Genomic DNA, 24,586 nt, shown 5'->3' with positions numbered 1-24,586 from the left:
TCCGCTCAGTCCCACCGCAGTCCGCCGCGCCGCCATTCGTAGGCGTAGGCGACCGAGACGTTGACCAGGAACAGGCCGACGGCGAGGAGGCCGAACCAGCCGAGACTGTCGGCGGCCACCGCCCACGGATAGAGGAAGACGATCTCGATGTCGAAGATGATGAACAGCATGGCGGTGAGGTAGTACTTCACCGGAAATCGCTGCACCATCCCGGCCGTCGGCGGCAGCGGTTCGATGCCGCATTCGTAGGCTTCCAGCTTGGCGCGGTTGTGGCGTCGAGGGCCGACGACGGCCGCGAGAACCACCGAGACCAGGGCGAAGGCGAGAGCTACGGCACCAAGCATCAGGATCGGTGCGTACCCATTCATCCCCGATCAGTCCTCCTTGTGCCGCAACCGATTTCACTGCATCCGCGTGATCAGGACCACGCCTGTGACTTGCCACACACACTAGTCACGGTCGGGCGGTTCGTGGGGAAGAAACGCTCACCCGCGGGCGGTGCCGCGACGCAGCAGTGCGGTGACCTCGCGCGAGAGCGCGATCGGATCCACCGGAAGCGTCGCGCTCGCGTCGGCGCGAGACCAGTCGGCGAGCCACCGGTCGGCGGTGCGGGCGATCAATACGAGCAGCGGCGGGCACGGCTCGTACTCGTCGCGCAGCTGCTTGGCCAGTCCGAGCCCGCCGAACGGCGCGGCCTCGCCGTCGAGGATCACCAGATCCACCGTGCCGGTGTCGAGCTCGGCGAGCACGATGGGGGCGGTGGCCACCTCCAGGAACTCCAGCTCCGGCAGGTCCGGATCCACCCGTGGGCCCAGCGCGCCGCGCACGTGCGCGCGGGTGCGGTGGTCGTCGGAGTAGATCAGGACGCGGAGGACCACCCCGTCGCCGGTAGGCCGTGTCATGTGGCCGACCCTACTGCGACGATGTCCGCGGGCGGGGGGCTTAGGCTGGAATCAACGGGTCGGTCCGGTATCGGCCCCCGACAGAAGAGGAGACGGCCGATGACGGCTGCGCTGCGCACGCTGGAGCGAGCGGATCTGCCCTTCGTTCACGGGCTGTTCAACGACCCGGAGGTGATGCGCTACTGGTTCGTCGAACCGACCTATTCGCTGGCGGCGATGGAAGACCGGTACAACCAGCGCCTGCACGATGAGACCGAACGGCGCTTCGTGATCGACGACGCCGGGCGCCGCTGCGGCATCGTCGAACTGGTCAACATCGATGTGCGCCACCGCAATTGCGAGTTCCAGATCATCGTCGCCCCGGACAGTCAGGGCAACGGCTACGCCGGCGCCGCCACCCGGTCGGTGCTGCACTACGCGTTCGCGATCCTGAACATGCACAAGGTCTACCTGCTGGTGGACAACGCCAACGCGGCGGCGATCCACGTCTACGAGAAGGCCGGCTTCGTCAGCGAGGGCGTGCTCCGCGAGGAGTACTTCGCCGACGGCGCCTACCAGGACGTCACGCGGATGGCGATCTTCCAGCGCGACTTTCTCGCCGACTGAGCCCGCGCCTCGACCGCCCCCGTGGGCCGTCTGAGTCAGCCCGCCGCGTTCGCGTCGTACCGATCCCAGAACCGGGTCCGGAGGCGATAGCGCGCCTGCTCGGGGAGGTCGTAGACGTCGATCGCCTCGCACGCGTCGAGCAGCAGGGCGCGGTCGATGTCCCGGGGGATCGACGGCCGGGACAGCGCCAGCGCCGCCTTGGCCTTCTCGTCAGAACTGGTCAGGAACGACGTGAGCACTCGATCGGCGATCTGATCGGCCAGCTCCGCGGTGAGGGCTTCGGCGGCCTCGTCGCACGGCGTCGCGTCGTATTCGGCGGCCACGTAACTGGTGGTGCCGGTCGCGGAGGTGTACGCCAGGACCGGTGCGGGCGCCTTGGCCGGTGCCGGAATGGGGCGGGAGGTCGCCAGGTCGCGCGGTGACGGACCGGGCTTGGGTGCCGGTGTGGCCTCCGCCGCCGGCGCCGGTTCGGTGGGCACCACCGGGGCGGCGTCGAGCTCCACCTTGAGTGCGGCGTCGTCGATGATCGCGCCGTCGATCACGTGCAGATCGTCGACCGCGCGGATCAGATGGCGGTTCACGCCGTGCGGTCGAGTGCCGTTCACCGGTACGGCGAACAGGACCACCTGCACGCCGTGCGCCTGCGCCTCCTCGACGGCTTCGGTCAGATCGTCGTCGCCGCTGACCAGGAAGAACACGTCGGAGGTCTTGTTGCGCGCGTGCGTCACCAGGTCCAGGCCGATCCGCAGATCGACGCCCTTCTGGACGCCCTCGTAACCGAAGCGTCCGAGTCGCAGCTTCACCTTCGCGAGTTCGCCGATGCGCTGCTGCTGCGCGTCCGGCACCCCGTTGTGCGCCGAGTCGTACCAGTGCACGCGGAGCAGCGGTAGGCCCGAATGGTCCTGCGCCAACGCCACCAGGGAATCGATGAGCCGGCGGTACTCCACGTGGATGCCGCTGCGCAGCGACGTACCGGTGACCCGGGTGGCGGCCGAGGCCAGGAGGTAGCCGGTGTCGATGTAGACGGAGCAGGTCGATCGCATGCCACCCACTATGTCAGCGGGGTCCGACGCGGACCGGATTCGGTGAGCGCCGCCAGCGCCTGCTGGGCCTCCTCGAGCTCACGACTGAGGGCGTCCACCCGCTGCCGCGCCTCCTCCCGGGCCGCGTGCAACAGCGCGGTGACGGCCTCGAGCGACGACGGATCGCCGAGCCCGGCGACCGCCGCCTCCACCGCATCCGGGGACACCGGTCGGGCGCGCTGCGGCTTGCGGGCACCGCGCGCGACGGCCACCGACCAGGTGTTGTCCGGGGCGCCGTGCAGCGTCACGGTCACCGACTTGGGCGCGCTCGCCTTGGCCGGCGCGCGCTTGGGCTGAGCACTCTTGATCGGGGCGGCTCGTACCGGTGCGGGCGTCGGCGCTGCGGACGGCGGAGCAGGAGTCGGCGGCGCCGCCGCCTTCTTCGCGGGCGCCGTCTTCTTCGGGGCGGGGGCGGGCGGCGGATTCTTGCTGCGCCGGAGTTCGTCGGCCTCGAAGGGCAGTTCGTCGTCGACGCCGCGGGGGCGGACCACCACGGTCTGACCGTCCACGGAGATCACCCGCGCGGAACTGCCCGGCTCCAACCCGAGACTCGGGGTGCCCTCCACCAGGTACACCGTGGCACGTCGTCCTTCGGCGACGGCGGCAGCGAGGACCGCGAGGTCTTCGGTGGTCAGCGATCCGGTGTTCGCAGATCGGCGGCGCGGCGGCATGAGGCGGCCTCTCTTCTCGGGACGGCACCATGGGTGGGAACCGGGGACTGTGTCAACTGTTGCACACGGCGACGACGTCAGGGGGCCAGCAGTGCCGCGAGATCGGATTCGCCGCGGGCGAGCAGCGCCGCCCGCAGTTCGTCGGTCGACGCGTCCTCGGGCAGTCCGACGGCGACGGCCAGAATCGTCGAGGCCGTCGCGGGGTCGGCATCGGTCGCGCCCACGGCGGCGAGCAGCCGGTCGGTCGGCCGTTCGGCGTCGAGCACCGCGGGTTCGACGTCGAACGCGCCGTCGTCGGTGAAGACGAAGAAGGCCTCGCCGGGCGGATCGTCGGCCGCATCGGCGAAGAACCGGCGGATGCTGCCGAGGTTGGGCTGCAGCGAGGTCCACGACACCGGCTGCGCCCCGCGCGCCGACGACAGCTGGCGCGTCTCGCCGTGCTCCAACGCCAATGCGGTGGTCAGTGCGATCGGCAGGGGAGAGCCGCTGCCGCGCAGGTGCTCGGCGTTGACGGTGACCCGCAGCTTCCACGCCCGGCCGACGCGGTAGAGGTGGCGCGTCTGGGCGGGGGACTTCCGCGGCTGCGGAGCACCGTCGGCGCGGGTCACGACGCCGTCGTCGGTGCGATACGGCGGGGCCGCGGCATAGGCCACGACGCTCGCCGGCTTCACGTCGAAGCGCGGAGCGAGCTGGTCGACGAGCACCTCCAGCGGTGCGCTGCCGCCGAGGTCGTCGAGCAGGTCGCCGATGGCCGCGCGGATGGTGGCGTATTCGCGACCGCCCCACGCGCGCAGGCCCCACTGGCTGCGGCTGACCCGGATGAAGCGCTCGTCCCCGGTCATCTGGTTGACCATCGACCGGGCCGAGCGCTGCACGTGGAACGCCGCCACCAACTCCTCGGGGGTCATCGGCGCACCGTGAATCGACAGCAGGGCCGCGGCGTAGTCCTCGATGGTGCCGGTGCGGGTCAGGATCCGGTCGCGGTAGACCACCGCGCCGACCTCGGCCGCCCAGTCGGTCCGCCAGTCCGGGGTCTCGTCGGGCAGGGCGGCGCGGGTCAGGTCGGCGAACACCGCCGGGTCCACCACGCCGTACTCGTCGGCGTGGGCGTCGAGCAGCGCGGTGGTCTGGTCGCGGGCGGCGGACAGCGTGGGGGAGGCCGCCCAGACGCCGTCGACTTCGAACGGCGCTCCGATACCGACCAGAACCCGCCACAGGGGTCGGCCCACCGCGGTCACCTCCTCGCCGATCGCGGGCAGCGCGGCGAGCAGGTCGTCGAGCGGCCGGACCGCGTCGGTGATCACCACCGCCGACTCGATGAGGAACTGCGCGTCGGAGCTGCCCTCCACCCAGGCGTACAGGTCGTCGAGGCCGCGGGCCTCGTACTGTCGTACGCGTTCGCGGGAGACGCCGTAGCGTTCGCCGATCTCCTCGAGCGGCGTCCGATCGTCGGTGAGACGACGTTCGACGAAGACCTCGCGGTCACGGTCGGCGAGCGCGGCCAGTCGTTCGCTGAGCTGGTCGGCGACGTTCGCGGCGGCCGCCGCGGCGACCAGCGGACCGGCCGCGGTGAGCGCGTGCAGTCGACGGTGTGCGTCGTGGGCCACCGACGGCGCGGCGGCCGGTAGTGCGTCGAGCAGCGGCGTGGTCTGGTCCCCGGTCGCGTACCGCCACCGGGCGATGATCTCCAGATCGCGCACCACATCGTCGACGGCCCGGCGGCGGGCATCGGAATGGTCGCCGCCCACTCGATCGGCGTGCGTGGACAGCTTCACCAGGCGGCTCAGCAGCGGCAGCACCGATCCCATGCCCATGCCGCGGCTGGCGAGAATCGCGGAGGTCGTCACGTCGCGAATGCGGTCGGTGGTGAACGTGGAGGAGGCCAGCAGCCAGTTCGCGGTGCGGGTGGGCAGGTTCGGATCCGGGATGAGATCGACGCCGCCGGGCAGCAGCGGCAGCAGCTCGCCGATCGGGGTGGAGGCCTGCGTCTCCACCACCAGGACCGCGATCAGGTCGCAGTGCGCGCGGGCCACCTCCGGATCGGTGTCGGCGGGCTGGTCGTCGAGCCAGAAGAACTCCGGATCGCTGCGTAGCTCATCGAGCCACGGCGCGGCGTCGAGCCACGAGAGGACGGTGTCGTCGGCGGGTTCGGGCGAATCCGGACTCATGGTCTCCAGTGTTACCCACCGCGGGCGCGGTCGGGCGGACCGGGGGATGTTCAGGCGCGCCGACCGCCGTCGGTACGCCCACGGCGGCGGCGCGAGGAGGTTACGGTGGGGAAGATGAGCACCGATCCGCGTCCACTGTCCGAAGCCGAGGCCGCCGAGCAGCTCCCGCCGGGGTGGCGCGTCGAGAACGACCACCTGCGCGCCGACTATCGCACCGGGTCGATGGTGCGGGGGCTGGCCTTCGTCGCCGACATCGTGGCGGCCGCCGAGGCTCTCAACCACCACCCCGACCTGGATTTCCGGTACGGCACCGTCGGTCTGTCGGTGACCACACACGACGTCGGCGGCCTCACCACCGCCGATGTGCGTCTGGCGCGGCAGGTCGCCGACCTCGCGAGCGTCCAGGATCTGTCCGCCCAATAGTTCTGTCATGCCAGTAGCACGGCCCCGTAGGCGGCGAAGACCAGCAGGTGTGCGGCTCCGTGCCAGGCGGTGAGCCGGCGGGCGGTGAAGGTCACGACCGACAGCGCCAGCGATACGCCGAGCACCATCAGGTTCGCCGTCGACTCGCCGAGCACCACCGTCTGTCCGGTGACGAGGCCGATCACCAGGACCGCCGGAATGGTGAGGCCGACGGTGGAGACCAGGGCGCCGTGGCACAGATTGCTCACCCGCTGCATCTCGCCGGCCGCTCCCGCGCGGATCGCGGTCAACGACTCCGGCAGGAAGACGATGGCGGCGATCAACAGGCCCGCCAGCGGGGCGGGCGCGCCGAGCCGGCCGAGGCCGTCGTCGAGCAGGCTCGCCATGTCGTGGGACAGCAGCACGATGGGGATCGCGGTGACCACCAAGACGGTGATTCGGGTGAGGATCTCGCGGCGATGCGCGGCCCACACGTCGCCGATCGGCGGGTGCGTGGGCGTCGCGGCGGCCGCCGGTTCACGGAAGGCGTCGGCGTCCGGTCCGGTCTGGCGGTACAGAAAGGAGACGTACAACCCGAGCGTGCCGACCGCGACGACGACGGCCTGCGACGTCGAGTAGGCGCCGTCGTCGCCGATCGCCTTCGGCAGCGCGAAGGCCACCACGGTGAGCGCCACCAGCAGGGCGAGGTAGACGCCGACGCCGCGCCGATTCACGGTGAGGCGGCCGCGCCGGCGCAGGCCGCCGACCACCAGGGCGACGCCGACGACGAGGTTCAGGATGATCATCGACACGGCCATCACCGAGTCCCGGGCGATCGTGGGATGCTCGCCCGGCCCCAGCAGGATCGCCGAGATCAGCACCACCTCGATCAGCACGATGGACAGGGTGAGGATCAGCGTGCCGTAGGGATCGCCGAGCCGGTGGGCGAGCGCCTCGGCCTGGGTCACCACGCCGAAGGCGGCGACCACGATGACGGCGACGATGGCGATCAGGGCGGTGATCAGGATCGGTGCGGATGTCGGCGGGGCGAGGAGATCGCGGGAGAGCGCGAGCGCGACGACGGCGCCCCAGCCGAGCACGATGCGTGCGAGGTCTTTCACGAGTGGGTCCACTCCGGGCGGGGTCGTCCCCGCGAGGAAGGAAGCGGCCGGGTCGTCCCGGTCGGCGTGCGCGCTGCGAACGCCCCGCCAGCCTACGGCTTGGAGCGCGGATTATCGAACGTGACCTCGATGGTCTCGAAGCCCTTCTGCCGCTGGGCCTGGGCGAGTTGCCGGTAGGCCTTCTCGTCGCCCTCGGTCAGGTCGACGTCGTCGGTGAACGGGGTCAGCAGGGCGCGCGGGTACAGCTTGTCCACGCGGACGGCGTTGACCTCCAGGCAGACCACCACCAGGGCGGCGGCCAGGTAGATGAAGGCGATGAGGCCGAGGACCATCGCGAAGACGCCGTTGATCTTCTCGGTGCGCGCGATCACGTGCGCGATGTAGTAGCCGCCGAAGTGCTCGAGCAGCTGCCAGCCGGCGGCGGCGATCACCGCGCCGGGCAACACGTCGAACACGCGGACCTTGCGGGCGGTGCCGAACATGAAGGCGAAGGTGAAGACGCCGAGCGCCAGGAGCGCGGTGCCGACGCGGGTGAACAGGTCGCCGAGGCCGGTCACGTCGAACGACGCGGCCACGATGCTGATCGCGACGAGGGCGACCATCGACAGCCCCACGGTGAACAGCAGGACCAGTCCCCGCAGGCGGACCTTGATCGGGTTGGGTCGACTGTTGCGCGGCACGTCCCAGACGGCGTTCATCGCGTTCTGCGATGCCACGGCCACGCCGAGCCCGCCGTAGAGCGCGCCGATCAGGCCGATGAGGACCGCGGTGGTGCCGCCGCTGAGGGCCGCCGGGTCGTTCAGCTGCCCGCCGATCACCGGGATCTCGCTCATCGTCGAGCTCACGATCTGGTCCCGCAGGCCGGGATTGTTCTCCAGGAGGAAACCCAGAATGGTGGTGAACAGCAGCAGCAGCGGGAACAGCGAGACGAACCCGTAGTAGGTGATCAATGCGGCGAGGTAGCCGCCCTGATCGTCGAAGAACTTATAGGCGACGGCCAGGGGAAAGCCGGTCTTGGGGAAGCGACGGTGAAAGCGGTCCAGACGTTCGACGACGGACAACAGACCTCCTCGGCACACCGATGCGAGTGAGACTCCGAGCTGCGGGCAGCAGGTTCGGGGTCTCGTATCGGGGTGCCGAGTAGTGCGTCGGGCAACTCTGCCCCCAGGTCAACGACTCTAGTCAGTACCTGAACCGTGCGGGCTACGAGGTCTCCCCAAGTCGGTCGAGCATCTCAATCGCTTCCGACTGGATCGCGCCTAGATCGCGAGTGAGGTCGCTGCGGAGGGTCTGGTTGGCACGTACCGACGCATTCACGTTGTCGATCTCTCGCACCGCGGCGTCGAACTCTGCGTCGAGTTCCATCCGTACCTGCGTGAGCGTCGACCATGCGATGTCGTCGCATCGGGCCAATACTCTACCTACCAGGGCGTTCCGGCGGCGGAGCTTCTCTTTGGCAACGCGCACCTCCTCGCGCTCGTCACTCACAACTGCGTACGCTTCCAACGCGACCGGGAGGACGAAGGCACCGGCTTTTGCGAACTTTCCGATGTTGTTCGCCCAGCGGACGGCCTGCCAGGGTTCGAAATTCCATCCCGCGAGCTTCCCGACCTTGTACACGATCTGATGACCGCTGCTGCCGGCTGCTTGCTTGAGGCCGTCGCCGGCGCCCCAGGCCTTCTGGAAGCCCTTGAGGTGTTCTGCCGCTTTCGGCCCCCAGGTAGGCCTGCGTCGCTGCTTACGGCCGGTGTCGTGCACCATTCCGGTGTCGGCGGGGATGGCTTGAACCTCGACGACACCCTGGACTTCCAGCTCTCGCAGCTGGTGAGCGTAGGGCGAGGCTTCAATCTCGCGTACCTCCGAGGTGAAGTCCGCGAGTTGCGAACTCACGACAGTGTGCACTCCATCGGTGAATCGCTGGTTGGCCACCGATAACTTCGTGTTCAGTGCGTCGGAGGCTGCGTCGAGTTTGGACCAATCGGGGTTCTCCGACTCCTCGATGGACTCTGCCGCGTCCGCCAGTGTCTCGACAGCGTGGATGCATGCTGACCGAAACTCGGAGGCCTCCCGTTCGAGAGCCGACTCCAGCAGTCCACGGCGATTCGTCAGCGCTCTACGCTGTCGCGCCAGCACGGTGAGGATGGCTTGCTCGTCTGGGTCATCCGCGAGCGCGGCCGACGCTTCTCCGGCGGCCAGCGCGATCTGCTGCAGAGGAACACAGAAGCGGGCCAGCTCCCCACGCTCGCGCGCGATGCGGTTGATCGCATCCGTCACTTCCGCCATGCCGGATGCCTCGAGGCGGCGGCTAGCGCGAAGTTGATCGTTCTCATGGAGGCCGTCGAGGTAGGTCTTGGCATCACACTCGACCCACGGCACTTGATCGGCGAAGGTGCCGAGTGCGGCGCGAACCGCAGCCTCACGCACACCTGCTGCGGCGTGCAGTGTGCGGCTCTTGGTAATGACGACCACGAGCTGCGGTGCCTTCCGCAGGTCTTCGGTGATGTGGCGCAGATGCTCGACCGATCCGTCGTCGAATAGATCGACGGTGACAGCAAACAGGACGAGGTCGGCGCTGCGGAGGGCGTCTTCGGCCAGGCGGTCGTGATCAGACAGGCCGGCTTGCACCCCGGGCGTATCAACGAGGTCGACGAGTCCGTCCCAGTCGAACACTTGGACCTGATCGGTCGCGACGGCAGAGTCGATGACAACCTCTGCGGCCTCGTTGGTCAGCGCCCTGATCAACGTTGACTTCCCGCTGCTGTACTGGCCGGTGAAAACCATCCGTGGACGTTCGTGCTCGTCAATGACGAGCAGGCCGAGGAACTTCGAGCGCTCGTCCGATGGAAGCTGATCGAGCAGTGCCGTCAAGCGCTGGGAGAGCCGACTTACGGCGGCCGGGGCCGCGTGAAATAGCAGGTCATTCATGTCGGGGTGCTCCTAGTGTCGTCGGGCGAACGATGGTGACCTCGGTGCCCAGATGGTCTGAGAGTGTCGCTGACCATGCGGCCAGGACGGGTTCGGGCACACGTCCCTCGATAATGACGGAGGTTCGATCAGAGTCCGAACGCAGCGCCGTGGGCACTTGCTCCGTGAGGCCGAGTACATATGAACTGGCACGCACACCGGGCACCTCGGGAGGCGGGGTACGACCGAAGGTCATGACCTCGGGGGACGACGGTGGGAAGAGCCACGACTCCGCAAAGGATTGCTCAGTCACCTCCATCGCGATGCAGACGCCGGAGAGTCTCGTGACCCGCTTGACCGCATCAGCCAGACGCGGCCGTCCATCCACCCTGAGGAGGCACACAGCGGTGTCGTGGTCGAGCGCTGCGGTGGTGGCGCTGATGAGCTTCTGTTGCCCTGCGAGGCGATCGGCTACGTCAAGCACAGCTGTCTCCGCCTCGGCCCGCTGCTCTGCGGTGGACGACAGGTCGGCGCGGATACGTCCGATGAGCGATTCGGTCTGGCTGCGAGCCTGGCGCTCGACCTCCTCAAGAACGTTGCCGATCTCAACCCGCAGCAGTTCTCGGTTCTCCGCAAGAATTCTGCCTTTCCCGGTGAAGAGGGACTGGACTTTCTTCCGCAGCGAGCTGACCACGGCGGTGCCGATACCGCCAACGATCAGCCCGACACCCGCTCCGATCGGCCCCCCGAGTGCGCCGCCGCCGAGCGCCCCGACTTTGGCGCCCAACAGCGCCGCAGCCAGCGCACCGCCGGCACTGACGACCGCGCCCGCAGCCCGTCGTTTCCAGATACCTCGGAAGTCGTGCAGTCCATCGATCCTGGACGCGGTTGGCATTGCCATTGACCACTCCTGTTGGGCGGCGCTGTTTGCCTCGGCGATGGCTCGGGAGAGTTCGTTGAGGTGCGAGGTCACCGCCTGATCGATCTCGTCGATGAGTGATTCTTGTTCTGCTACCCATTTCTCCGACACCTGCGGCCCGAAGTCGGTGATGCTCTGGTGCCATCCGTGCCGCCGGCTAACGAGGCGAACCGTGTCGTCCTCCATACGCTGCTGGCAGGCGTTCACGAGCCGTGCGGCGCGGAGTTGCTGATCCTCGCGGAGCCCTCGCCCGACACGCACCAGTCCCCGAATCTGTTGCTCGCTGTCGGCCAGGGTGTCGCTCAGAGATTGGGCCTGTACGCGGACCTCGTCAGTGGTCCGCAGTACCCGGCGAGCGGTCCGATGGACCCGTGCCTCGCGCTCAAGCGTGGCCACGAGGTGTTGGACCCTGCTCGCACTCTGGAGAGCCGTGCCGAACTGTTCATCGGTCCGGGCTTGGCGCGCTGCCTCGGCGTGCAGCATCACCTCGGCCACCGGCCGGACTCCGGCGGCTGCGAGGTGAGCACGAATCGTGTCGAAATGCCCTTGGTACTGATCGAACACAGACGTGGGATCTTCCAGGAAGTCCTCACGATCGAGTTCGTCGAAGAGACTCGCTCGGCAGTTCAAGGCGACCACCACGGGCTTGCCTCGAAATGCTACGGCTCGCAGCGCTTGAGCTGTCTCCTCCTGGAAGGAGTCGTTGCTGGCTACCCACAGCACAAGGTCAGCGCCGGGGACCTCGGCCATCGCGAGGGCGACGTCGTCGGCACCATCTTTGGCTCCCACCCCGGGGGTGTCGACGATCTCGACATCCTGCAGATCGAGAGCGGGAGCTGCGAACACATCGCGGGACGTGCGCTGGGCGCCGACCCCGATCCGCTCCGCCGATCCGCCCGTCAGTGCGGCAAGCAGTGTGCTCTTGCCGGCCATCGTGCGGCCCATGAGAACCACGCGCATTGGTCGACCGGCAGTGGGACTATCCGCAATCGCAGCGGTGTCCACGGCTTCCCGGAGATGCGCGGTGACCTCGTTTTCCCCCAGTGCGCAAAGGCTCACTCGGTGAGCTTCGCGGAGAACCGATCGGCATCGCGCAATTGACTGTACGTGCGCGGGTAGCGGGTCGTGATCCCTCGGCTCAGCGCCGAAGAGCTGATCCCGTGCTGGTGGGCACCAATCGTGTCGCGCTTTGCCCTGCAGATTCTCCGGGCTCACGGACGGCCGCCTTGCCTCTCGCTGACCACCCCGAGGTGGGCGGCTATGCCGTCTGCGGGCAGCCACGGCATTGCCACGTTGGTCCTCCGTCGTTGCACGGCACCGAAACGAAGTAGGCCCTGACCCGCTTGTTGGCAGGTCAGGGCCTATTTTCCTTCGGGGTGAGTGACGGGACTCGAACCCGCGACAGCCAGGATCACAACCTGGTGCTCTACCAACTGAACTACACTCACCATCGGGATCTTCGGCTTCGCTTGCGCGTTGCTCGCCGATCCAGGGCTTTACTCTAGCCGCAAACTCCGATGAACTCCAATTGACTTACCTCGGTGTCGTTTACGCAGGTCCGAGGTCTGCGACGGCCGCGGTCAGCGTGTCGGCGTCCGGGCCGGGCTCCGGCACGAAGGCCACTTTTCGGTAGTAGCGGAGCTCGCGGATCGACTCGCGGATGTCGGCGAGGGCGCGGTGCGCCAGTCCCTTCTCCGGCTGGCCGAAGTAGATCGCCGGGAACCACCGGCGGCACAGCTCCTTGATGGAGCTGACGTCGATCATCCGGTAGTGCAGGAAGTTGTTCAGCTCCGGCATGTCGCGGGCCAGGAAGGCGCGGTCGGTGGCGATGGAGTTGCCGGCCAGCGGCACCCCGCCGCCGGGGATGTGCTCGCGCAGATACGCCAGCACCATCTGCTCGGCTTCGGCCACGGTGACCGTCGAACGACGTACTTCCTCGGTGAGACCGGAGGCGGCGTGCATCTTGACCACCACCGGCGGCATGGCCGCGAGCGCGGCGTCGCCGGCGTGGATCACCACGTCGACGCCGTCACCGAGGATGTTCAAGTCGCTGTCGGTCACCAGGGCGGCGATTTCGATGAGTTTGTCGGTGCCGGTGTCCAGCCCGGTCATCTCGCAGTCGATCCAGACCAGTTTGTCTTCCACGGTTCTCGACTGTATCCCTCGGTGCCTACTCGGCGTCGCCCAGCTTCGCGTAGAAGGTGCCGACGATGGGCGCGACGATGGCGCGCGGGCTGTAGCCGCCGGCCACCGACATGGCCTTCGACAGTGCCCCGGGGACGACGCGCATCTTGTTGCGCGCCAACGCATCCAGGCTCATTTCGGCGACGCGCTGGGAGGAGTGCCACAGGAAGTCGGGGACCATCTTGTCGACGATGGATTCCTCGTCGGTGCTTGGCGTCTGGGTGCGCACCGGTCCGGGGGCCAGCAGTGTCACGTGCACGCCGGTGCCGGCGAGTTCGCCGCGCAGCGACTCGCTGAAGGTGTTCACGAACGCCTTGGTGGCGGCGTAGGAGGCGTTGTTCGGAATCGGCATGTTGCCGGCCGCGGAGCCGACCATCAGGATGCCGCCCGCGCCGCGCGCCGCCATCTGCGGCAAGACGGCGAGCGTGAGGTCGTGCACGGCGTTGACGTTGAGCAGCACCTGCGCCTGCTCGTAGTCCGGGTCCAGCTCGACGAGGGGACCGAAGGTGGCGATGCCCGCGTTGTTGCACAGGATGGAGACCTCGCGGGCCTTCAGTTCCGCGCACAGCGCCGCCGTCGCGGCGGCGTCGGACAGGTCGGTGGCGCGCACCTCCACCTCGACCCCGCAGCGCCGACGCAGTTCGCCGGCCAGCTCGTCGAGGATCTCGCCGCGACGGGCGACCAGGATCAGCGAGTGTCCTCGGTCGGCGAGCACGCAGGCCAATGCCATGCCGATGCCCGAAGAGGCGCCGGTGACGACAGCGCGAGCGGAGGAGGTCGGTGCGGGAAGAGCCATGCGTCGGAGTCTAGTTCCTGGTCACCGTTCGTCCGCGATCGAGCAGTTCCACCGGCCCGGAGAGCAGACCGGCGGCGGCCGGTCGGCCGGCGAGTGCCAGCAGCAGGTGCGTCATCGTTCCGGTGACGAGTTCGCCCGCGCCCCACGACCATTCGGTGTCGACGGCGACCAGGTGCACGCCGCGCGGCGGTCGACGCAGCCGAACCACCGGCCGCTGGTTGAGCGCCAGCACCCGGTTGGCGGCGGCCGCGGCGGCGTTCGCGCGGGAGCCGGAGGTCGCCGTCGGCATCGGTTCCGGGAGTTCGCGCCCGAGGGGTAGGCAGATGTCCTGGGTGTGGACGAGGACGTCGATCAGCGGCTCCCGGATCGACACGAACGGCGCGGTCCGCCGACTGCCGACCATGCCGCGCAGTCCGGTGACGATCTCGGTGTGATCGGCGGGCAGCGCGATCGCCGACTCGCGGATCGACGCGTTGAACGAGAAGCGATTCTTCAGCAGCCACGGCACGAGGTCGCGCAGGCGTGCATGCGCCATCGTGAGGTGGGCGGCGACGTCGCGCACCCGCCATCCGGCGCACAGTGATTCGGCGGCCCACTCGGTGTCGTGGAGGTCCTCGAGGAAGTCGGCGAGTGCGGCACGTTCGGCGTCGATGTGCCACCAGATCTGATCGGCGGTGAAGGCGGTGTCAGTAGTCATGACGACCTCGAAGTTAGTCAGATATGCTGACTAAAATATACCGCCGCGCGGGTGGTGCGGTCAATGGTGGAGGGGCGTTCCATGAGCGATGTTCCGGCCGGTGACGACGCCGAGGAGCTGAACGTCGGGGTGGCGATGTTCGTCGCCCATCGCTGGCTGGAGGACCGCGCGCTGGCGGCGGTGCACCGGGCCGGCGGCACCGATGTCACCCCTGCTCAGGCGCGGTTGCTGCAGCGGGTGGATCCGCGGGGAACGCGGCTGTCCGAACTCGCCGAGCGGGCTCTGGTCACCAAGCAGACGGCGGCGACGCTGGTCACGCGGCTGGTCGCCGCCGGTTACCTAGAACGGGTCGCCGACCCCGACGACGGCCGGGCCCGGCTCCTGCGGCTCACCGACCGCGCGCGGGACCTCGCCGTAGCGGCCGATGGTGCGGTCGGCGCGGCGTTGGACGAATGGACCGCGCAGATCGGTGCCGGTCGCATGCGGGAGCTGCGCCGCACCCTCGCACGACTGCGCCCGCTGACCGATCCGTTCGGATCGGCAGCGGGCGCGGGGTCGGTGGCCTCGGCCGGGGACTCGGATCAGGGGAGTCCGGCGGCCACTTCGGTGCCCTGACGGATGGCCCGCTTGGCGTCGAGCTCGGAGGCCAGGTCGGCGCCGCCGATCACGTGGGTGGTGACGCCCGCGAGGGTCAGTGGATCGACGAGGTCGCGCACCGACTCCTGTCCGGCGCAGACCACCACGTTGTCCACCTCGAGGATCCGCTTGCCGGTCTCGTTGCCCTCCTTGTCGTGCAGGGTCAGGTGCAGGCCGGCGTCGTCGATCTTGTCGTAGACGGCGCCCGAGATCTGCTCGACGCCCTTCATCTTCACGGTGGCGCGGTGCACCCAGCCGGAGGTCTTGCCGAGCGTCTTGCCCTGACCGCCGGGCTTGCGCTGGACCATGTAGACCTGACGAACGGCAGGCAGCGGACGCGGCTTGGTGACGAAGCCGGGGGTGTCGAGGTCGTCGGTGACGCCCCACTCCTGCTCCCATTCCTTCAGGTTCAGGGTGGGGGAGTCGTCGACGGTGAGGAACTCGGTGACGTCGAAGCCGATGCCGCCGGCACCCATGACGGCGACGCGCTTACCCACCTCGCGGCGACCGAGCACGGCGTCGGCGTACGACATCACCATCGGATGATCGATACCGTCGATGTCCGGCACACGCGGGGTCACACCTGTCGCGATGATCACCTGGTCGAAGCCGCCCGCGATGATCTCGTCGGCGGTGACGCGGGTGCCCAGGTGCACGGTCACCTGATTGATCTCGAGCTGCCGGTTGTAGTACCGGATGGTCTCGTTGAACTCCTCCTTGCCGGGGATGCGTGCGGCGATGGAGAACTGGCCGCCGATCGCGTCGCCGGCCTCGTACAGGTCCACGCGATGTCCGCGCTGGGCGGCCGAGACCGCGGCCGACAGCCCGGCCGGTCCGGCGCCGATCACGGCGACGCGCTTGGCGTGGCGCGTCTGGCCCAGCGTCAGCACCGTCTCGCGGCCGGCGCGCGGGTTCAGTAGGCAGGAGACCTTCTTGCCCACGAACGCGTGGTCCAGGCAGGCCTGGTTGCAGCCGATGCAGGTGTTGATCTCGTCCGCGCGGCCCTGTTCGGCCTTGTTGACGAAGTCCGGGTCGGCCAGCAGCGGGCGGGCCATCGACACGGCGTCGACCTTGCCGTTCTCCAGGATCTCCTCCGCGAACTCGGGGGTGTTGATCCGGTTCGAGGCGATCAGCGGGATATCGACGACGTCGCGCAGCCGCTCGGTGAACTTCACGAAGGCGCCGCGCGGCACCGAGGTGACGATGGTCGGGACCTGCGCCTCGTGCCAGCCGATGTCGGTGTTGATGGCGTCGACGCCGAGTTCCTCGACCCGCTGGGCGAGCAGGGCGATCTCGTCGAACGTCTGGCCGCCGGTGACGAAGTCGGCCACCGACTGGCGCAGGATCACCGGGAAATCGCGCGGGGTCTGCTTGCGCACCTCCTTGACGATCTCGATCAGGAAGCGCTGGCGGTTCTCGGTGGAGCCGCCCCAGCGGTCGGTGCGGTCGTTGGTGCGCGGGCACAGGAACTGGTTGATCAGATAGCCCTCGCCGCCCATCAGCTCGACGGCGTCGTAGCCGGCGCGGCGGGCCAGCTTGGCGGCCTCGCCGAAGGTGCGGATGACGTGCTTGATCATCTGATCGGTCATCTTCATGTGCTTGAACGGGTGGATCGGCGACGGCTCGCTGCCGGCCGCCACCTTGATCGGGGTGTAGCCGTAGCGGCCCGCGTGGATGATCTGCAGGGCGATCTTGCCCCCCTCGGCGTGCACGGCCTTGGTGAACTCGCGGTGGCGCAGCACGTCGGCGTGGTTGGTCATCTTGCCGGCGAACGGCAGCAGCAGGCCGGTGCGCGTCGGGGAGAAGCCGCCGGTGATGATCAGGCCCACGCCGCCGCGGGCGCGTTCGGCGTAGTAGGCCGCGAGCTTCGGGGTGTCCCAGATGCGGTCTTCCAGGCCGGTGTGCATCGAACCCATGACGACGCGGTTCGGCAGGGTCATACCGCCGATCTGCAGCGGCTCGAAGAGCTTGGGGTAGTGGGCGTTAGGGGCGCTGGTCGGGGCTGACATGGCGACCTTTCTTGATCGGGGCGGACACCTCGGGCGAGGCGCTCGCTGGGCTGGGGTCGGGGTGCGCGGGGCGCGGGTCAGTGCTCGTTGTCGAGTTCGCGTTGCAGACCGGCGATGGTCTCGTCGCACCAGTCGACGGTGGCTTGCGAGGCGCGGACTCCGCCGCGCAGCACCAGGTACTGGTGCAGTTTGCGGCCGGTCAGGGCATCCGGGTCCGGGTAGTAGTCCCGTTCGAAGCCGCGGTACAGCTGGAGCTGGGCGTCCGCCTCGTCCCGGTGCGCCTTGAGTTCGCCGAGGATGCGGGCGAGGTCGCCGAATTCGGCGGCCCGGAGCTTCACTCCGAGGTCGCTGCGGAGCGGGACCAACGCGGTGGGGCTCTCGACCCACGACGTCAGCAGGGCCCGTCCGGCGTCGGACAGCGTGTAGACCTTCTTGTCCGGGCGGCCGTCCTGCACCACCGATTCGAAGGTCACCAGGCCGTCGGCGTCGAGCTTCTTGAGGGTCCGGTAGATCTGCTGGTGGGTGGCCGACCAGAAGTAACCGATCGAACGCTGGAACTGCTGTCCGATCTCGTATCCCGTCCCGGGGCGCTCGGCCAACGACACCAGGATGGCGTGTTCAAGTGCCATGCCTGAAATCTACGCCTGCACCTACGCACTATGCAACAGTGACACTATGAATCAAGGTGAATAGGCACCAGGGTTCGTATCGTCGACCGAACAGGACCAACGGCCCGAGCGAGCGCAGGCCGATCCTGATATGACTGACACCGTGACTTCTTTTCGCCGCATCGCCCTCCCCGGAAACGGCCCCGAGGACGTGGTCTGTCTGCCGGACGGACGCGTGGCAGCCGGCCTGGACGACGGTCGGCTCGTCGCCGTGACTCCCGCGACCGGCGCGGTCGAGGTGCTCGCCGACACCGCCGGGCACCTCCTCGGTCTGGAAGTACTGCCCGACGGTTCGCTCCTGCTCTGCGATCACGACTTCGGGCTCATGCATCTGGAGGGCGGCCGCGGTCGGCCCTCGGTGCTGGTCGACACCGTCGACGATCGGCCGCTGCACTTCGCCAGCAACGTGGTCTCCGCGGCTGACGGCACCGCCTACTTCACCGCGTCGTCGCAGCGCTTCCGGATCGATCAGTGGCGCAGCGACATCATCGAGCACAGCGGCAGCGGCCGGTTGATCCGACGCACCCCGGATGGCGAGGTGGTGGTGCTGCTCGACGACCTCCAGTTCGCCAACGGCGTGGTCCTGGCGCCGGACGAGTCGTACCTGCTGGTCGCCGAGACGGGGGCCTCGCGGATCACCCGCTATCACCTGACCGGCGAGCAGGCCGGTGAGGTGGACGTCCTGCTCGACGATCTGCCCGGCTACCCGGACAACCTGTCGATCGGCTCCGACGGGCTGGTCTGGTGTGCCCTGGCGTCGCCGCGAAATCCCTTGCTGGAGAAGATCTTCCGCCTCCCGCCGCGGGCACGACGGGTGCTGGCGCGGGTACCCGAGGGGCTCGGCCCCTCGCCCGAGGACGTGGTGTGGGTGATCGCCTTCGACTTCGACGGCACCGTGGTGCACGACGTGAAGCCGGCCGACGTCGACTACACCTTCGTGACCAGCGTCGCCGAGCGCGACGGCGTGCTGTACTTCGGCACCATCGTCGACAACGCGATCGGCGTCTACGCGCTCAACTGAGCCGGTCGGTCGGCGATCAGGGGCGGCAGGCGTCGACCCAGGCGGTGTCGCCGTCGACGTAGCTCTCGAACTTCCAGATCGGGACCTGGGTCTTGATCTCGTCGATCACCCGCGAGCAGACCGCGAAGGCGGCGCCGCGATGCGGGGCGGCCACGGCCACCACCACGGCGAGGTCGCCGATCGCGAGGTCGCCGATGCGGTGCTGGGCGGCGATCCGGACGTCATCGGTGCGGTGGCGTGCGAGGAGTTCCTGCAGGAACCGGTCCGCCCGCGGGTGGGCCTCATATCGCAGCGCGCGCACGGCCCGGCCGCCGTGGTGATCGCGGACGACGCCGGTGAAGGTCACCAGGGCGCCGTCGGCGTCGGTCCGTACGCGGTTCTCGCAGACGCGCGGATCGAGCGGATGCTCGACGATGTCGGATTCAGTCGCCATGTCCTGCGCCTTTCGCCAGGTCCACCAGGTGGTGCAGGAGCGGTGTGAGCACCTCCAGGCCGTCAGCCACGCCGCCCGGTGAGCCGGGCAGGTTCACCACGAAGGTGCCGCCCGCCAGCCCTGCGCGCCCACGACTGAGCGCGGCCAACGGCGTGGCCGCCCGGCCCCTGTCGCGGATCGCCTCGGCGATGCCGGGCAGTTCGGTGGTCAGCGTCGCCGCGGTGCCCTCGGGCACCAGGTCGTCGGCCGTCGGGCCGGTGCCGCCGGTGGTGATCACGACGGCCGGGGCGGTGGTGAGCACGCTGCGCAGCGCGCCGGCGAAGTCGACGTCGGCCACCACCACCACCGGATCGGGGGTGAAGCCCTGCTCGATGAGCCATTCCGCGATCCGCCCGCCGGTCCGATCGGTGCGTTCGCCGGCGGCGACGCCGGTGGAGGCGACGATGACGACGGCGCGGTCGGTGGGGTGCAGTGCGACGCGGCCCGGCGGCGGCGGGGGCGTGGCCTGTGCGGAGTGGGTGGCACGGGTCCAGCGTCCGTGCCGTCCACCGGTCTTCTCCACGAGGGCGACGTCGGTGAGCGTGGCTGCCGGGTCGAGGGCTTTGACCATGTCGTGCAGGGTGAGGCCGGCGACGGCGACCGCGGTCAGCGCCTCCATCTCGACGCCCGTCTTGCCGGTGGTGGTGGCGGTGGCGCTGATGACGATGTGGTCGCCTTCCAGCGCGAAGTCGACGGCCACCTTGGACAGCGGCAGCGGATGGCACAGCGGAATGAGGTCCGAGGTGCGCTTGGCGCCCTGAATGCCCGCGATGCGGGCGGTGGCCAGGACGTCGCCCTTGGCCACGCCGCCGCCGCGGATCGCATCGATCACCAGCGCGGTGGTGGCGAAGGTGCCGCGCGCCAGGGCGGTGCGCTTGGTGACGGCCTTGTCCGAGACGTCGACCATCGCGGCCGTGCCGTCGGCGCGCAGGTGCGTCAGGCCGCCCGGATGGGGCGGTTCAGGTGTCGCGTCGGGTGCGGTCAGGTCAGCGGCCACGTAGTCACCTCCGTGCCTGCGGCCAGTTCGGTCGCGTCGGTCTCGATCTCGATGAGCAGGTCCGCGGCGGCCGCGGTGATCGCCAGATGACTGCCCGGTCCGCCGACGGGGGAGACGGTGCCGTCGGGGTTGCGCACGCCCCGCAGGAACTGGGTCTTGCCCGGCGCCGAGGCCACCTTGCGTGCCAGAGGCGCGGTGCTCGGCTCGACCGGGGGGAGCCCGGTGACCGCGCGGAGCGCGTCGCGGAGCAGCACTTCGAAGGACACCAGGATGCTGACCGGGTTGCCGGGGAAGCAGCAGACCGGCGTGTCCTTCCAGGTGGCCAGACCCTGCGGGCCGCCCGGCTGCATCGCGATCGGCCCGAACCAGCCGTGGTCGCCGAGCAACTGCCGGACCGGCTCCCGCTCGCCCATCGAGACGCCCCCGGAGGTCAGGACGAGGTCGGCGTCGATGCACGCGGCGGTGAGGATGGTTTCGAAGTCGCCGTCGTCGCGCGCTGCGGCCACGAAGGTCACCTGCGCGCCGTGCTTCGCCGACAACGACTGCAGCACAAGGGAATTGGACTCGAAGATCTGTCCGGGCTCGGGCTTCTGGCCGGGGCGGATCAGTTCACTGCCGGTGGAGATCACCGCGACCGTCGGTCGACGATGCGCCTCGATCGTCGGCACGCCGCTGGCGGCCAGCGCACCGAGGTGGCGCGGTCCGAGGCGGGTGCCGGCGGCGACCACCAGGTCGCCGACGGCCACATCGTCGCCCGCTCGGCGGACGAAGGCGCCGGGCTCGGGACGGTGCTGAAAGCGGACTGCGCCGTCGGCCTCGTCGGACTGCTCCACCGGGATCACCGCGTCGGCGCGGCGCGGCAGCGGCGCGCCGGTCATGATGGCCATCGCGGTGCCGCCCTGCAGCGTGCGGGATTTGGCGTCGCCGGCGAAGATCCGTCCCCGGACGGGCAGCGGCTGGCCGACGGTCACGTCGGCGGCGCGGACGGCGAACCCGTCCATCGCGGAATTGTCGAACAGCGGCAGCGTGTACGGGGCGCGGACGATGCGGCTGGTCACTCGATCGAGCCCGGAGGTCACCGGGATGGTCTCGGTGCGGGCCAGTCCGGCCACGTGGGCCGCCACCTCGGTGCGGTGGTCGGCGATAGGTCTGCGCTTCACAGGCCTAACCCTAGTGTCAACCCCCAATCGTCGAGGCGGTAGACACGGAAGGCGGCACCCCCACCCATCGGCGGCCCTCCCCACCGAAGGCGGCATTCCCGGCGGCTGCCTTCGGGGCGGACTGCCGCCTGTGTGGGCCGGTGCCGCCTCCATGAGTGGGCTCGTGGTGCTCGGCGTCGGGACCCCTTCGACGAGCGCAGGAACCGGCGACCCGACGACTGCTAGCCTCGCAACTATGACCGGGTTGCAGCCGCAGACCTCAGCCGTCCTGGTGGACGGGCTGGGCAGGCGGGCACGCGATCTGCGGATTTCGCTGACCCAGGCCTGCAATCTGCGGTGCCGGTACTGCATGCCCGAGCAGGGGCTGCCGATCATGCCGCGCGAGGAACTGCTCTCGGCCGACGAAGTGATCCGGCTGGTCGACGTGGCCGTCGACGACCTGGGCATCGGTGAAGTCCGGCTGACCGGTGGCGAACCGCTCATCCGCCGGGACCTGGAGCACCTCATCGAGGGGATTCGCACCCGCCATCCGGAGCTCCCGGTCGCCCTGACCACCAACGGGCTCGGCCTGGAGCATCGCGCGCACGCGCTTGCGGCAGCGGGACTTTCGCGGATCAACGTCTCCCTGGACACCGTCGACCGGGAACTGTTCGCGACCATCACCCGCCGCGACCGTCTGCCCGACGTGATCGCCGGGATCGACGCGGCCGTCGCCGTGGGCCTGGCTCCGGTCAAGATCAACGCCGTGGCCCTCCGCGAGAACCTGCCGCACGCCGCCGATCTGCTGCAGTGGTGCCTGGACCGCGGGCTGCAACTGCGCTTCATCGAATCCATGCCGCTCGACGCCGAAGGCACCTGGCGCCGCGACGAGTACGTGACCGCGGCCGAGATGCTGGCGGTGCTCGGCGAACGCTTCGACCTGACCGCCATCGACCGCGAAGACGTCGGGGCGCCGGCCGAACGATGGCGCGTCGGCGACGGTCCGGGCACGGTCGGGGTGATCGCCTCGATGACCCGCTCGTTCTGCGGCGCCTGCGACCGCACCCGCATCACCGCCGAGGGACGCGTGCGCCCGTGCCTGTTCTCCGACGACGAGATCGACTTGCGTGCCATTCTGCGCGGCGGGGGCGACGACGCAGACCTGGCCGCAGCCTGGCGGGAGGTCACCTGGCGCAAGTCGCCCGGGCACCTGCCCGCCGACGTCCTGACCCACCCGCGTCGCCCGATGGGAGCTATCGGTGGCTGAGACCATCACCGTCAACTACTTCGCCGGTCTCGTGGACCGCACCGGCTGTGCGCGCGAGCAGTTCGCACTCGACACGCTGACCGTCGGCGCGCTGCGCGCGGCGGTCGCCGAGCGCCACGGCAGCGCGACCGGGGAACTCGTCGACCACTGCTCGGTGCTCGACGGCGACGACCTCCTGCGCGACGATGCCGCGGCGATCGGCACCGAGGTGGATCTGCTTCCGCCGTTCGCCGGTGGCTAACCGCTCGACCTCTCGGGAGGAACGAAAGATGCAGCTGTCCAACCGCTTTCGAGCCACCAGCGTTCGACCCCGGAGATTTCGGCGGGGGATGGTGGTGCTGGCGGCGGCGGTGCTGGGGTTGACGGCGCTCGCCGGCTGCTCGAGCGACGACCCCGGACAGATCCGGGTGGTGGCCGCGGCCTCGCTGGTGGACGTGATGGAACCGCTGTCGGCCGCCTACAGCGACGAGCACGACGGCGCGCAGGTGCAGGTGGACGCGGCCGCCTCGTCGGCACTGGTGCAACGACTCCGCTCGGGCGCCGACGCCGACGTGCTGATCACCGCCGACACCGCCACCATGGATCGCGCCGTGGACGACGGCCTCGCCACCGACCCGGTGGTGGTCGCCACCAACAAACTCGTGATCGTGGTGCCCGCCGGCAATCCCGGTGAGGTGACCGGTCTGGAGGCCTTCACGCAGGCCGGCACGCGCACGGTGATCTGCGCCGCCGAGGTGCCCTGCGGCCGGGCCGCGGAGAAGGCCCTCGGCGCGATCGGCGGCACCCCGCAGCCGATGACCCGCGCCGTGGACGTCCGCGCCGCCCTGGGGGCAGTGACCAGCGGGGAGGCGAACGCCGCGCTGGTCTACGAGACCGACGCGCGCTCGGCCGGCGACAAGGTCGACGTGGTGGAGTTCCCGAATGCCCCGGTCAATCAGTACCCGGCCGCCGCGGTGACCGACGAGGGGCAGGAGTTCGTCGACCTCCTGGTCTCGCCTCGCGGCCGGGAGATCCTCGCGGACGCGGGCTTCGGCCTGCCGTGAGTGCGCCACGCTCCGAGGGATCGACGCCGGGTCGCCCGGCGTCGGGCGGCACGCTGCCGCGCGCGATCTCCGGAGTCGGGGTGCTGGGACTGGTGGTCCTGGTAGGACCGCTGATCGCGCTGGCCTGGGCCGCGCCGTGGAGCCGTATGTGGACGCTGCTCACCGAACCCGCGGCGCTGCAAGCCCTCGGTCTCTCGGTGGCCGGTGCGTCGTTGGCGACCCTGTTGGCGCTGGCCCTGGGGGTGCCGTTGGCCGCGGTCCTGGCCTCCGGCGTGATCCGCCCGGTCCGGCTGGTACGACTGCTGGTGGTGGTCCCGATGGTGATGCCGCCGGTGGTGATCGGCGTGGCGCTGCTGACGCTGCTGGGCCGGCGCGGGCTGGTGGGGCAGTACCTCGACGACTGGTTCGACTGGACGCCCACCTACACCTTCGCGGCGGTGGTGATCGCCCAGCTCGTCGTCGCGATGCCGTTTCTGGTGGTGAGCGTGGAGGCGGCGCTGCGCAGCCGCAACCTCGACGCCGAGGAAGCGGCGTACACCCTCGGTGCGAGCCGGATGACCACCTTCTGGTGGATCACGGTGCCGGAGATCCGGGCCGGGATCGGCGCGGGCGCCATCATGTGCTTCGCCCGCGCGCTCGGCGAATTCGGCGCCACCGTGACCTTCGCGGGGAACGTCGAAGGGGTCACGCAGACGATGCCGCTGGCCATCTATCTGTCGCTGCAGCGCGACGACGAGTCGGCCATCGCCATGGCCGTCGGCCTGGTGGTGCTCAGCCTGCTGGTGCTGATCGGCATGCGCGGGCGCTGGCTGCCCGCCTTGAACTGAACCGTACTGCTGAGCCGTTCTCACAGGCGCCCGCCGCCCGGCGAGAGAACCTGAT

General features: G+C 69.5%; 25 protein-coding genes and 1 tRNA gene. 8 read left to right on the top strand and 18 right to left on the bottom strand.

Features of this window, described 5'->3' with window-relative positions:
- Window positions 1-5: 5 nt before the first annotated feature.
- Both ABD989_RS11040 and ABD989_RS11035 read right to left on the bottom strand, forming a co-directional pair.
- Entirely contained in the window at window positions 6-368 is a 363-nt protein-coding gene (locus tag ABD989_RS11040) for an NADH-quinone oxidoreductase subunit A (protein WP_345313532.1), read from the bottom strand.
- 117 nt (window positions 369-485) lie between these two features.
- The gene (locus ABD989_RS11035; protein WP_345313531.1) at window positions 486-902 is read right to left on the bottom strand and encodes a hypothetical protein; all 417 of its coding nucleotides are present in this window, start codon (window positions 900-902) and stop codon (window positions 486-488) included.
- 99 nt (window positions 903-1,001) lie between these two features.
- On the opposite strand from ABD989_RS11035, the gene ABD989_RS11030 reads away from it, so the two are divergent.
- The gene (locus ABD989_RS11030; protein WP_345313530.1) at window positions 1,002-1,508 is read left to right on the top strand and encodes a GNAT family N-acetyltransferase; all 507 of its coding nucleotides are present in this window, start codon (window positions 1,002-1,004) and stop codon (window positions 1,506-1,508) included.
- 35 nt (window positions 1,509-1,543) lie between these two features.
- Here the strand turns inward: ABD989_RS11030 and ABD989_RS11025 are convergent, their stop codons facing one another.
- The 3 genes from ABD989_RS11025 to ABD989_RS11015 form a co-directional block, all read right to left on the bottom strand.
- Complete coding sequence (locus tag ABD989_RS11025) at window positions 1,544-2,551, bottom strand: NYN domain-containing protein (RefSeq protein WP_345313529.1); 1,008 nt, start codon at window positions 2,549-2,551, stop codon at window positions 1,544-1,546.
- Between the two features lie 8 nt (window positions 2,552-2,559).
- Window positions 2,560-3,261 carry a DUF6319 family protein gene (locus ABD989_RS11020; RefSeq protein ID WP_345313528.1) on the bottom strand — a complete coding sequence of 234 codons (702 nt, stop codon included), beginning with the start codon at window positions 3,259-3,261 and terminating at the stop codon, window positions 2,560-2,562.
- Window positions 3,262-3,338: 77 nt separating this feature from the next.
- The gene (locus ABD989_RS11015) at window positions 3,339-5,429 is read right to left on the bottom strand and encodes a sigma factor-like helix-turn-helix DNA-binding protein (RefSeq protein WP_345313527.1); all 2,091 of its coding nucleotides are present in this window, start codon (window positions 5,427-5,429) and stop codon (window positions 3,339-3,341) included.
- A 114-nt stretch (window positions 5,430-5,543) separates the two neighbouring features.
- On the opposite strand from ABD989_RS11015, the gene ABD989_RS11010 reads away from it, so the two are divergent.
- The gene (locus ABD989_RS11010) at window positions 5,544-5,852 is read left to right on the top strand and encodes a 4a-hydroxytetrahydrobiopterin dehydratase (protein ID WP_345313526.1); all 309 of its coding nucleotides are present in this window, start codon (window positions 5,544-5,546) and stop codon (window positions 5,850-5,852) included.
- 5 nt (window positions 5,853-5,857) lie between these two features.
- On the opposite strand, the gene ABD989_RS11005 is transcribed toward ABD989_RS11010, so the two are convergent.
- From ABD989_RS11005 to ABD989_RS10970, 8 genes are all read right to left on the bottom strand, one after another.
- On the bottom strand, window positions 5,858-6,952 hold the full coding sequence (locus ABD989_RS11005; protein WP_345313525.1) for a calcium:cation antiporter: 1,095 nt from the start codon (window positions 6,950-6,952) through the stop codon (window positions 5,858-5,860).
- A gap of 92 nt (window positions 6,953-7,044) precedes the next feature.
- Entirely contained in the window at window positions 7,045-8,013 is a 969-nt protein-coding gene (locus ABD989_RS11000) for a YihY/virulence factor BrkB family protein (protein ID WP_345313524.1), read from the bottom strand.
- Between the two features lie 142 nt (window positions 8,014-8,155).
- Window positions 8,156-9,877 carry a GTPase domain-containing protein gene (locus ABD989_RS10995; RefSeq protein ID WP_345313523.1) on the bottom strand — a complete coding sequence of 574 codons (1,722 nt, stop codon included), beginning with the start codon at window positions 9,875-9,877 and terminating at the stop codon, window positions 8,156-8,158.
- Complete coding sequence (locus tag ABD989_RS10990) at window positions 9,870-11,720, bottom strand: GTPase domain-containing protein (RefSeq protein ID WP_345313522.1); 1,851 nt, start codon at window positions 11,718-11,720, stop codon at window positions 9,870-9,872. Before ABD989_RS10990 ends, ABD989_RS10995 begins: the two co-directional genes overlap by 8 nt.
- Before the next feature lie 430 nt (window positions 11,721-12,150).
- Window positions 12,151-12,223: transfer RNA gene (locus ABD989_RS10985), tRNA-His, on the bottom strand.
- Between the two features lie 100 nt (window positions 12,224-12,323).
- Window positions 12,324-12,920: an oligoribonuclease gene (gene orn, locus ABD989_RS10980; RefSeq protein WP_345313521.1), complete on the bottom strand. Its 597-nt coding sequence runs from the start codon at window positions 12,918-12,920 to the stop codon at window positions 12,324-12,326.
- 25 nt (window positions 12,921-12,945) lie between these two features.
- On the bottom strand, window positions 12,946-13,755 hold the full coding sequence (cmrA, locus tag ABD989_RS10975) for a mycolate reductase (protein ID WP_345313520.1): 810 nt from the start codon (window positions 13,753-13,755) through the stop codon (window positions 12,946-12,948).
- Window positions 13,756-13,765: 10 nt separating this feature from the next.
- Complete coding sequence (locus ABD989_RS10970) at window positions 13,766-14,452, bottom strand: maleylpyruvate isomerase family mycothiol-dependent enzyme (protein WP_345313519.1); 687 nt, start codon at window positions 14,450-14,452, stop codon at window positions 13,766-13,768.
- Window positions 14,453-14,533: 81 nt separating this feature from the next.
- Here ABD989_RS10970 and ABD989_RS10965 point away from each other — a divergent pair, with 81 nt between their 5' ends.
- Window positions 14,534-15,067 carry a MarR family winged helix-turn-helix transcriptional regulator gene (locus tag ABD989_RS10965; protein ID WP_345313518.1) on the top strand — a complete coding sequence of 178 codons (534 nt, stop codon included), beginning with the start codon at window positions 14,534-14,536 and terminating at the stop codon, window positions 15,065-15,067.
- Here the strand turns inward: ABD989_RS10965 and ABD989_RS10960 are convergent.
- Together ABD989_RS10960 and ABD989_RS10955 are read right to left on the bottom strand one after the other, a co-directional pair.
- Window positions 15,034-17,097: an NADPH-dependent 2,4-dienoyl-CoA reductase gene (locus ABD989_RS10960; protein ID WP_246995229.1), complete on the bottom strand. Its 2,064-nt coding sequence runs from the start codon at window positions 17,095-17,097 to the stop codon at window positions 15,034-15,036. The two genes, ABD989_RS10965 and ABD989_RS10960, sit on opposite strands and share 34 nt — an antisense overlap.
- 77 nt (window positions 17,098-17,174) lie before the next feature.
- Window positions 17,175-17,726 (bottom strand): PadR family transcriptional regulator, encoded by a 552-nt coding sequence (locus ABD989_RS10955; protein ID WP_246995231.1) that lies wholly within the window; start codon window positions 17,724-17,726, stop codon window positions 17,175-17,177.
- 142 nt (window positions 17,727-17,868) lie between these two features.
- Between ABD989_RS10955 and ABD989_RS10950 the strand changes: the two genes are divergently transcribed.
- Window positions 17,869-18,786 (top strand): SMP-30/gluconolactonase/LRE family protein, encoded by a 918-nt coding sequence (locus ABD989_RS10950; RefSeq protein WP_246995233.1) that lies wholly within the window; start codon window positions 17,869-17,871, stop codon window positions 18,784-18,786.
- Window positions 18,787-18,802: 16 nt separating this feature from the next.
- On the opposite strand, the gene ABD989_RS10945 is transcribed toward ABD989_RS10950, so the two are convergent.
- Genes ABD989_RS10945 through ABD989_RS10935 form a run of 3 tightly spaced genes read right to left on the bottom strand, consistent with a single transcriptional unit; the run spans window position 18,803 to window position 21,415 of the window.
- On the bottom strand, window positions 18,803-19,219 hold the full coding sequence (locus ABD989_RS10945) for a molybdenum cofactor biosynthesis protein MoaE (protein ID WP_246995235.1): 417 nt from the start codon (window positions 19,217-19,219) through the stop codon (window positions 18,803-18,805).
- A complete protein-coding gene (gene moaCB / locus ABD989_RS10940; protein WP_308221359.1) occupies window positions 19,209-20,255 on the bottom strand; it encodes a bifunctional molybdenum cofactor biosynthesis protein MoaC/MoaB in 1,047 nt (348 codons plus the stop codon). Before moaCB ends, ABD989_RS10945 begins: the two co-directional genes overlap by 11 nt.
- The gene (locus ABD989_RS10935; RefSeq protein ID WP_345313517.1) at window positions 20,240-21,415 is read right to left on the bottom strand and encodes a molybdopterin molybdotransferase MoeA; all 1,176 of its coding nucleotides are present in this window, start codon (window positions 21,413-21,415) and stop codon (window positions 20,240-20,242) included. The genes moaCB and ABD989_RS10935 overlap by 16 nt, the downstream gene beginning before the upstream one ends.
- Before the next feature lie 151 nt (window positions 21,416-21,566).
- On the opposite strand from ABD989_RS10935, the gene moaA reads away from it, so the two are divergent.
- The 4 genes from moaA to modB all read left to right on the top strand — a co-directional run bounded on the left by moaA (window position 21,567) and on the right by modB (window position 24,531).
- Complete coding sequence (gene moaA, locus ABD989_RS10930) at window positions 21,567-22,661, top strand: GTP 3',8-cyclase MoaA (protein WP_425556523.1); 1,095 nt, start codon at window positions 21,567-21,569, stop codon at window positions 22,659-22,661.
- Window positions 22,654-22,902: a MoaD/ThiS family protein gene (locus tag ABD989_RS10925; RefSeq protein WP_246995240.1), complete on the top strand. Its 249-nt coding sequence runs from the start codon at window positions 22,654-22,656 to the stop codon at window positions 22,900-22,902. The genes moaA and ABD989_RS10925 overlap by 8 nt, the downstream gene beginning before the upstream one ends.
- Before the next feature lie 88 nt (window positions 22,903-22,990).
- On the top strand, window positions 22,991-23,704 hold the full coding sequence (gene modA / locus ABD989_RS10920) for a molybdate ABC transporter substrate-binding protein (protein ID WP_246995242.1): 714 nt from the start codon (window positions 22,991-22,993) through the stop codon (window positions 23,702-23,704).
- Window positions 23,701-24,531 (top strand): molybdate ABC transporter permease subunit, encoded by an 831-nt coding sequence (gene modB / locus ABD989_RS10915; RefSeq protein ID WP_246995244.1) that lies wholly within the window; start codon window positions 23,701-23,703, stop codon window positions 24,529-24,531. The genes modA and modB overlap by 4 nt, the downstream gene beginning before the upstream one ends.
- Window positions 24,532-24,586 lie beyond the last annotated feature (55 nt).

This window comes from Gordonia alkaliphila (assembly GCF_039542465.1).
Taxonomy (GTDB): domain Bacteria; phylum Actinomycetota; class Actinomycetes; order Mycobacteriales; family Mycobacteriaceae; genus Gordonia; species Gordonia alkaliphila.
The sequence above is the reverse complement of the archived record's forward strand: the minus strand, read 5'-3'. Positions and strand labels throughout refer to the sequence as shown.

Excerpts from the sequence above, each read along its gene's own strand:
- ABD989_RS11040 (WP_345313532.1), bottom strand. The coding sequence starts at position 368 with ATGAATGGGTACGCACCGATCCTGATGCTTGGTGCCGTAGCTCTCGCC.
- ABD989_RS10995 (WP_345313523.1), bottom strand. The coding sequence starts at position 9,877 with ATGAATGACCTGCTATTTCACGCGGCCCCGGCCGCCGTAAGTCGGCTC.
- ABD989_RS10970 (WP_345313519.1), bottom strand. The coding sequence starts at position 14,452 with ATGACTACTGACACCGCCTTCACCGCCGATCAGATCTGGTGGCACATC.
- moaA (WP_425556523.1), top strand. The coding sequence starts at position 21,567 with ATGAGTGGGCTCGTGGTGCTCGGCGTCGGGACCCCTTCGACGAGCGCA.
- ABD989_RS10960 (WP_246995229.1), bottom strand. The coding sequence starts at position 17,097 with ATGTCAGCCCCGACCAGCGCCCCTAACGCCCACTACCCCAAGCTCTTC.
- ABD989_RS11025 (WP_345313529.1), bottom strand. The coding sequence starts at position 2,551 with ATGCGATCGACCTGCTCCGTCTACATCGACACCGGCTACCTCCTGGCC.
- ABD989_RS11020 (WP_345313528.1), bottom strand. The coding sequence starts at position 3,261 with ATGCCGCCGCGCCGCCGATCTGCGAACACCGGATCGCTGACCACCGAA.
- ABD989_RS11030 (WP_345313530.1), top strand. The coding sequence starts at position 1,002 with ATGACGGCTGCGCTGCGCACGCTGGAGCGAGCGGATCTGCCCTTCGTT.
- modA (WP_246995242.1), top strand. The coding sequence starts at position 22,991 with ATGGTGGTGCTGGCGGCGGCGGTGCTGGGGTTGACGGCGCTCGCCGGC.
- ABD989_RS10945 (WP_246995235.1), bottom strand. The coding sequence starts at position 19,219 with ATGGCGACTGAATCCGACATCGTCGAGCATCCGCTCGATCCGCGCGTC.
- ABD989_RS11035 (WP_345313531.1), bottom strand. The coding sequence starts at position 902 with ATGACACGGCCTACCGGCGACGGGGTGGTCCTCCGCGTCCTGATCTAC.
- ABD989_RS10955 (WP_246995231.1), bottom strand. The coding sequence starts at position 17,726 with ATGGCACTTGAACACGCCATCCTGGTGTCGTTGGCCGAGCGCCCCGGG.
- ABD989_RS11010 (WP_345313526.1), top strand. The coding sequence starts at position 5,544 with ATGAGCACCGATCCGCGTCCACTGTCCGAAGCCGAGGCCGCCGAGCAG.
- ABD989_RS10965 (WP_345313518.1), top strand. The coding sequence starts at position 14,534 with ATGAGCGATGTTCCGGCCGGTGACGACGCCGAGGAGCTGAACGTCGGG.
- ABD989_RS11015 (WP_345313527.1), bottom strand. The coding sequence starts at position 5,429 with ATGAGTCCGGATTCGCCCGAACCCGCCGACGACACCGTCCTCTCGTGG.
- ABD989_RS10990 (WP_345313522.1), bottom strand. The coding sequence starts at position 11,720 with ATGGGCCGCACGATGGCCGGCAAGAGCACACTGCTTGCCGCACTGACG.
- cmrA (WP_345313520.1), bottom strand. The coding sequence starts at position 13,755 with ATGGCTCTTCCCGCACCGACCTCCTCCGCTCGCGCTGTCGTCACCGGC.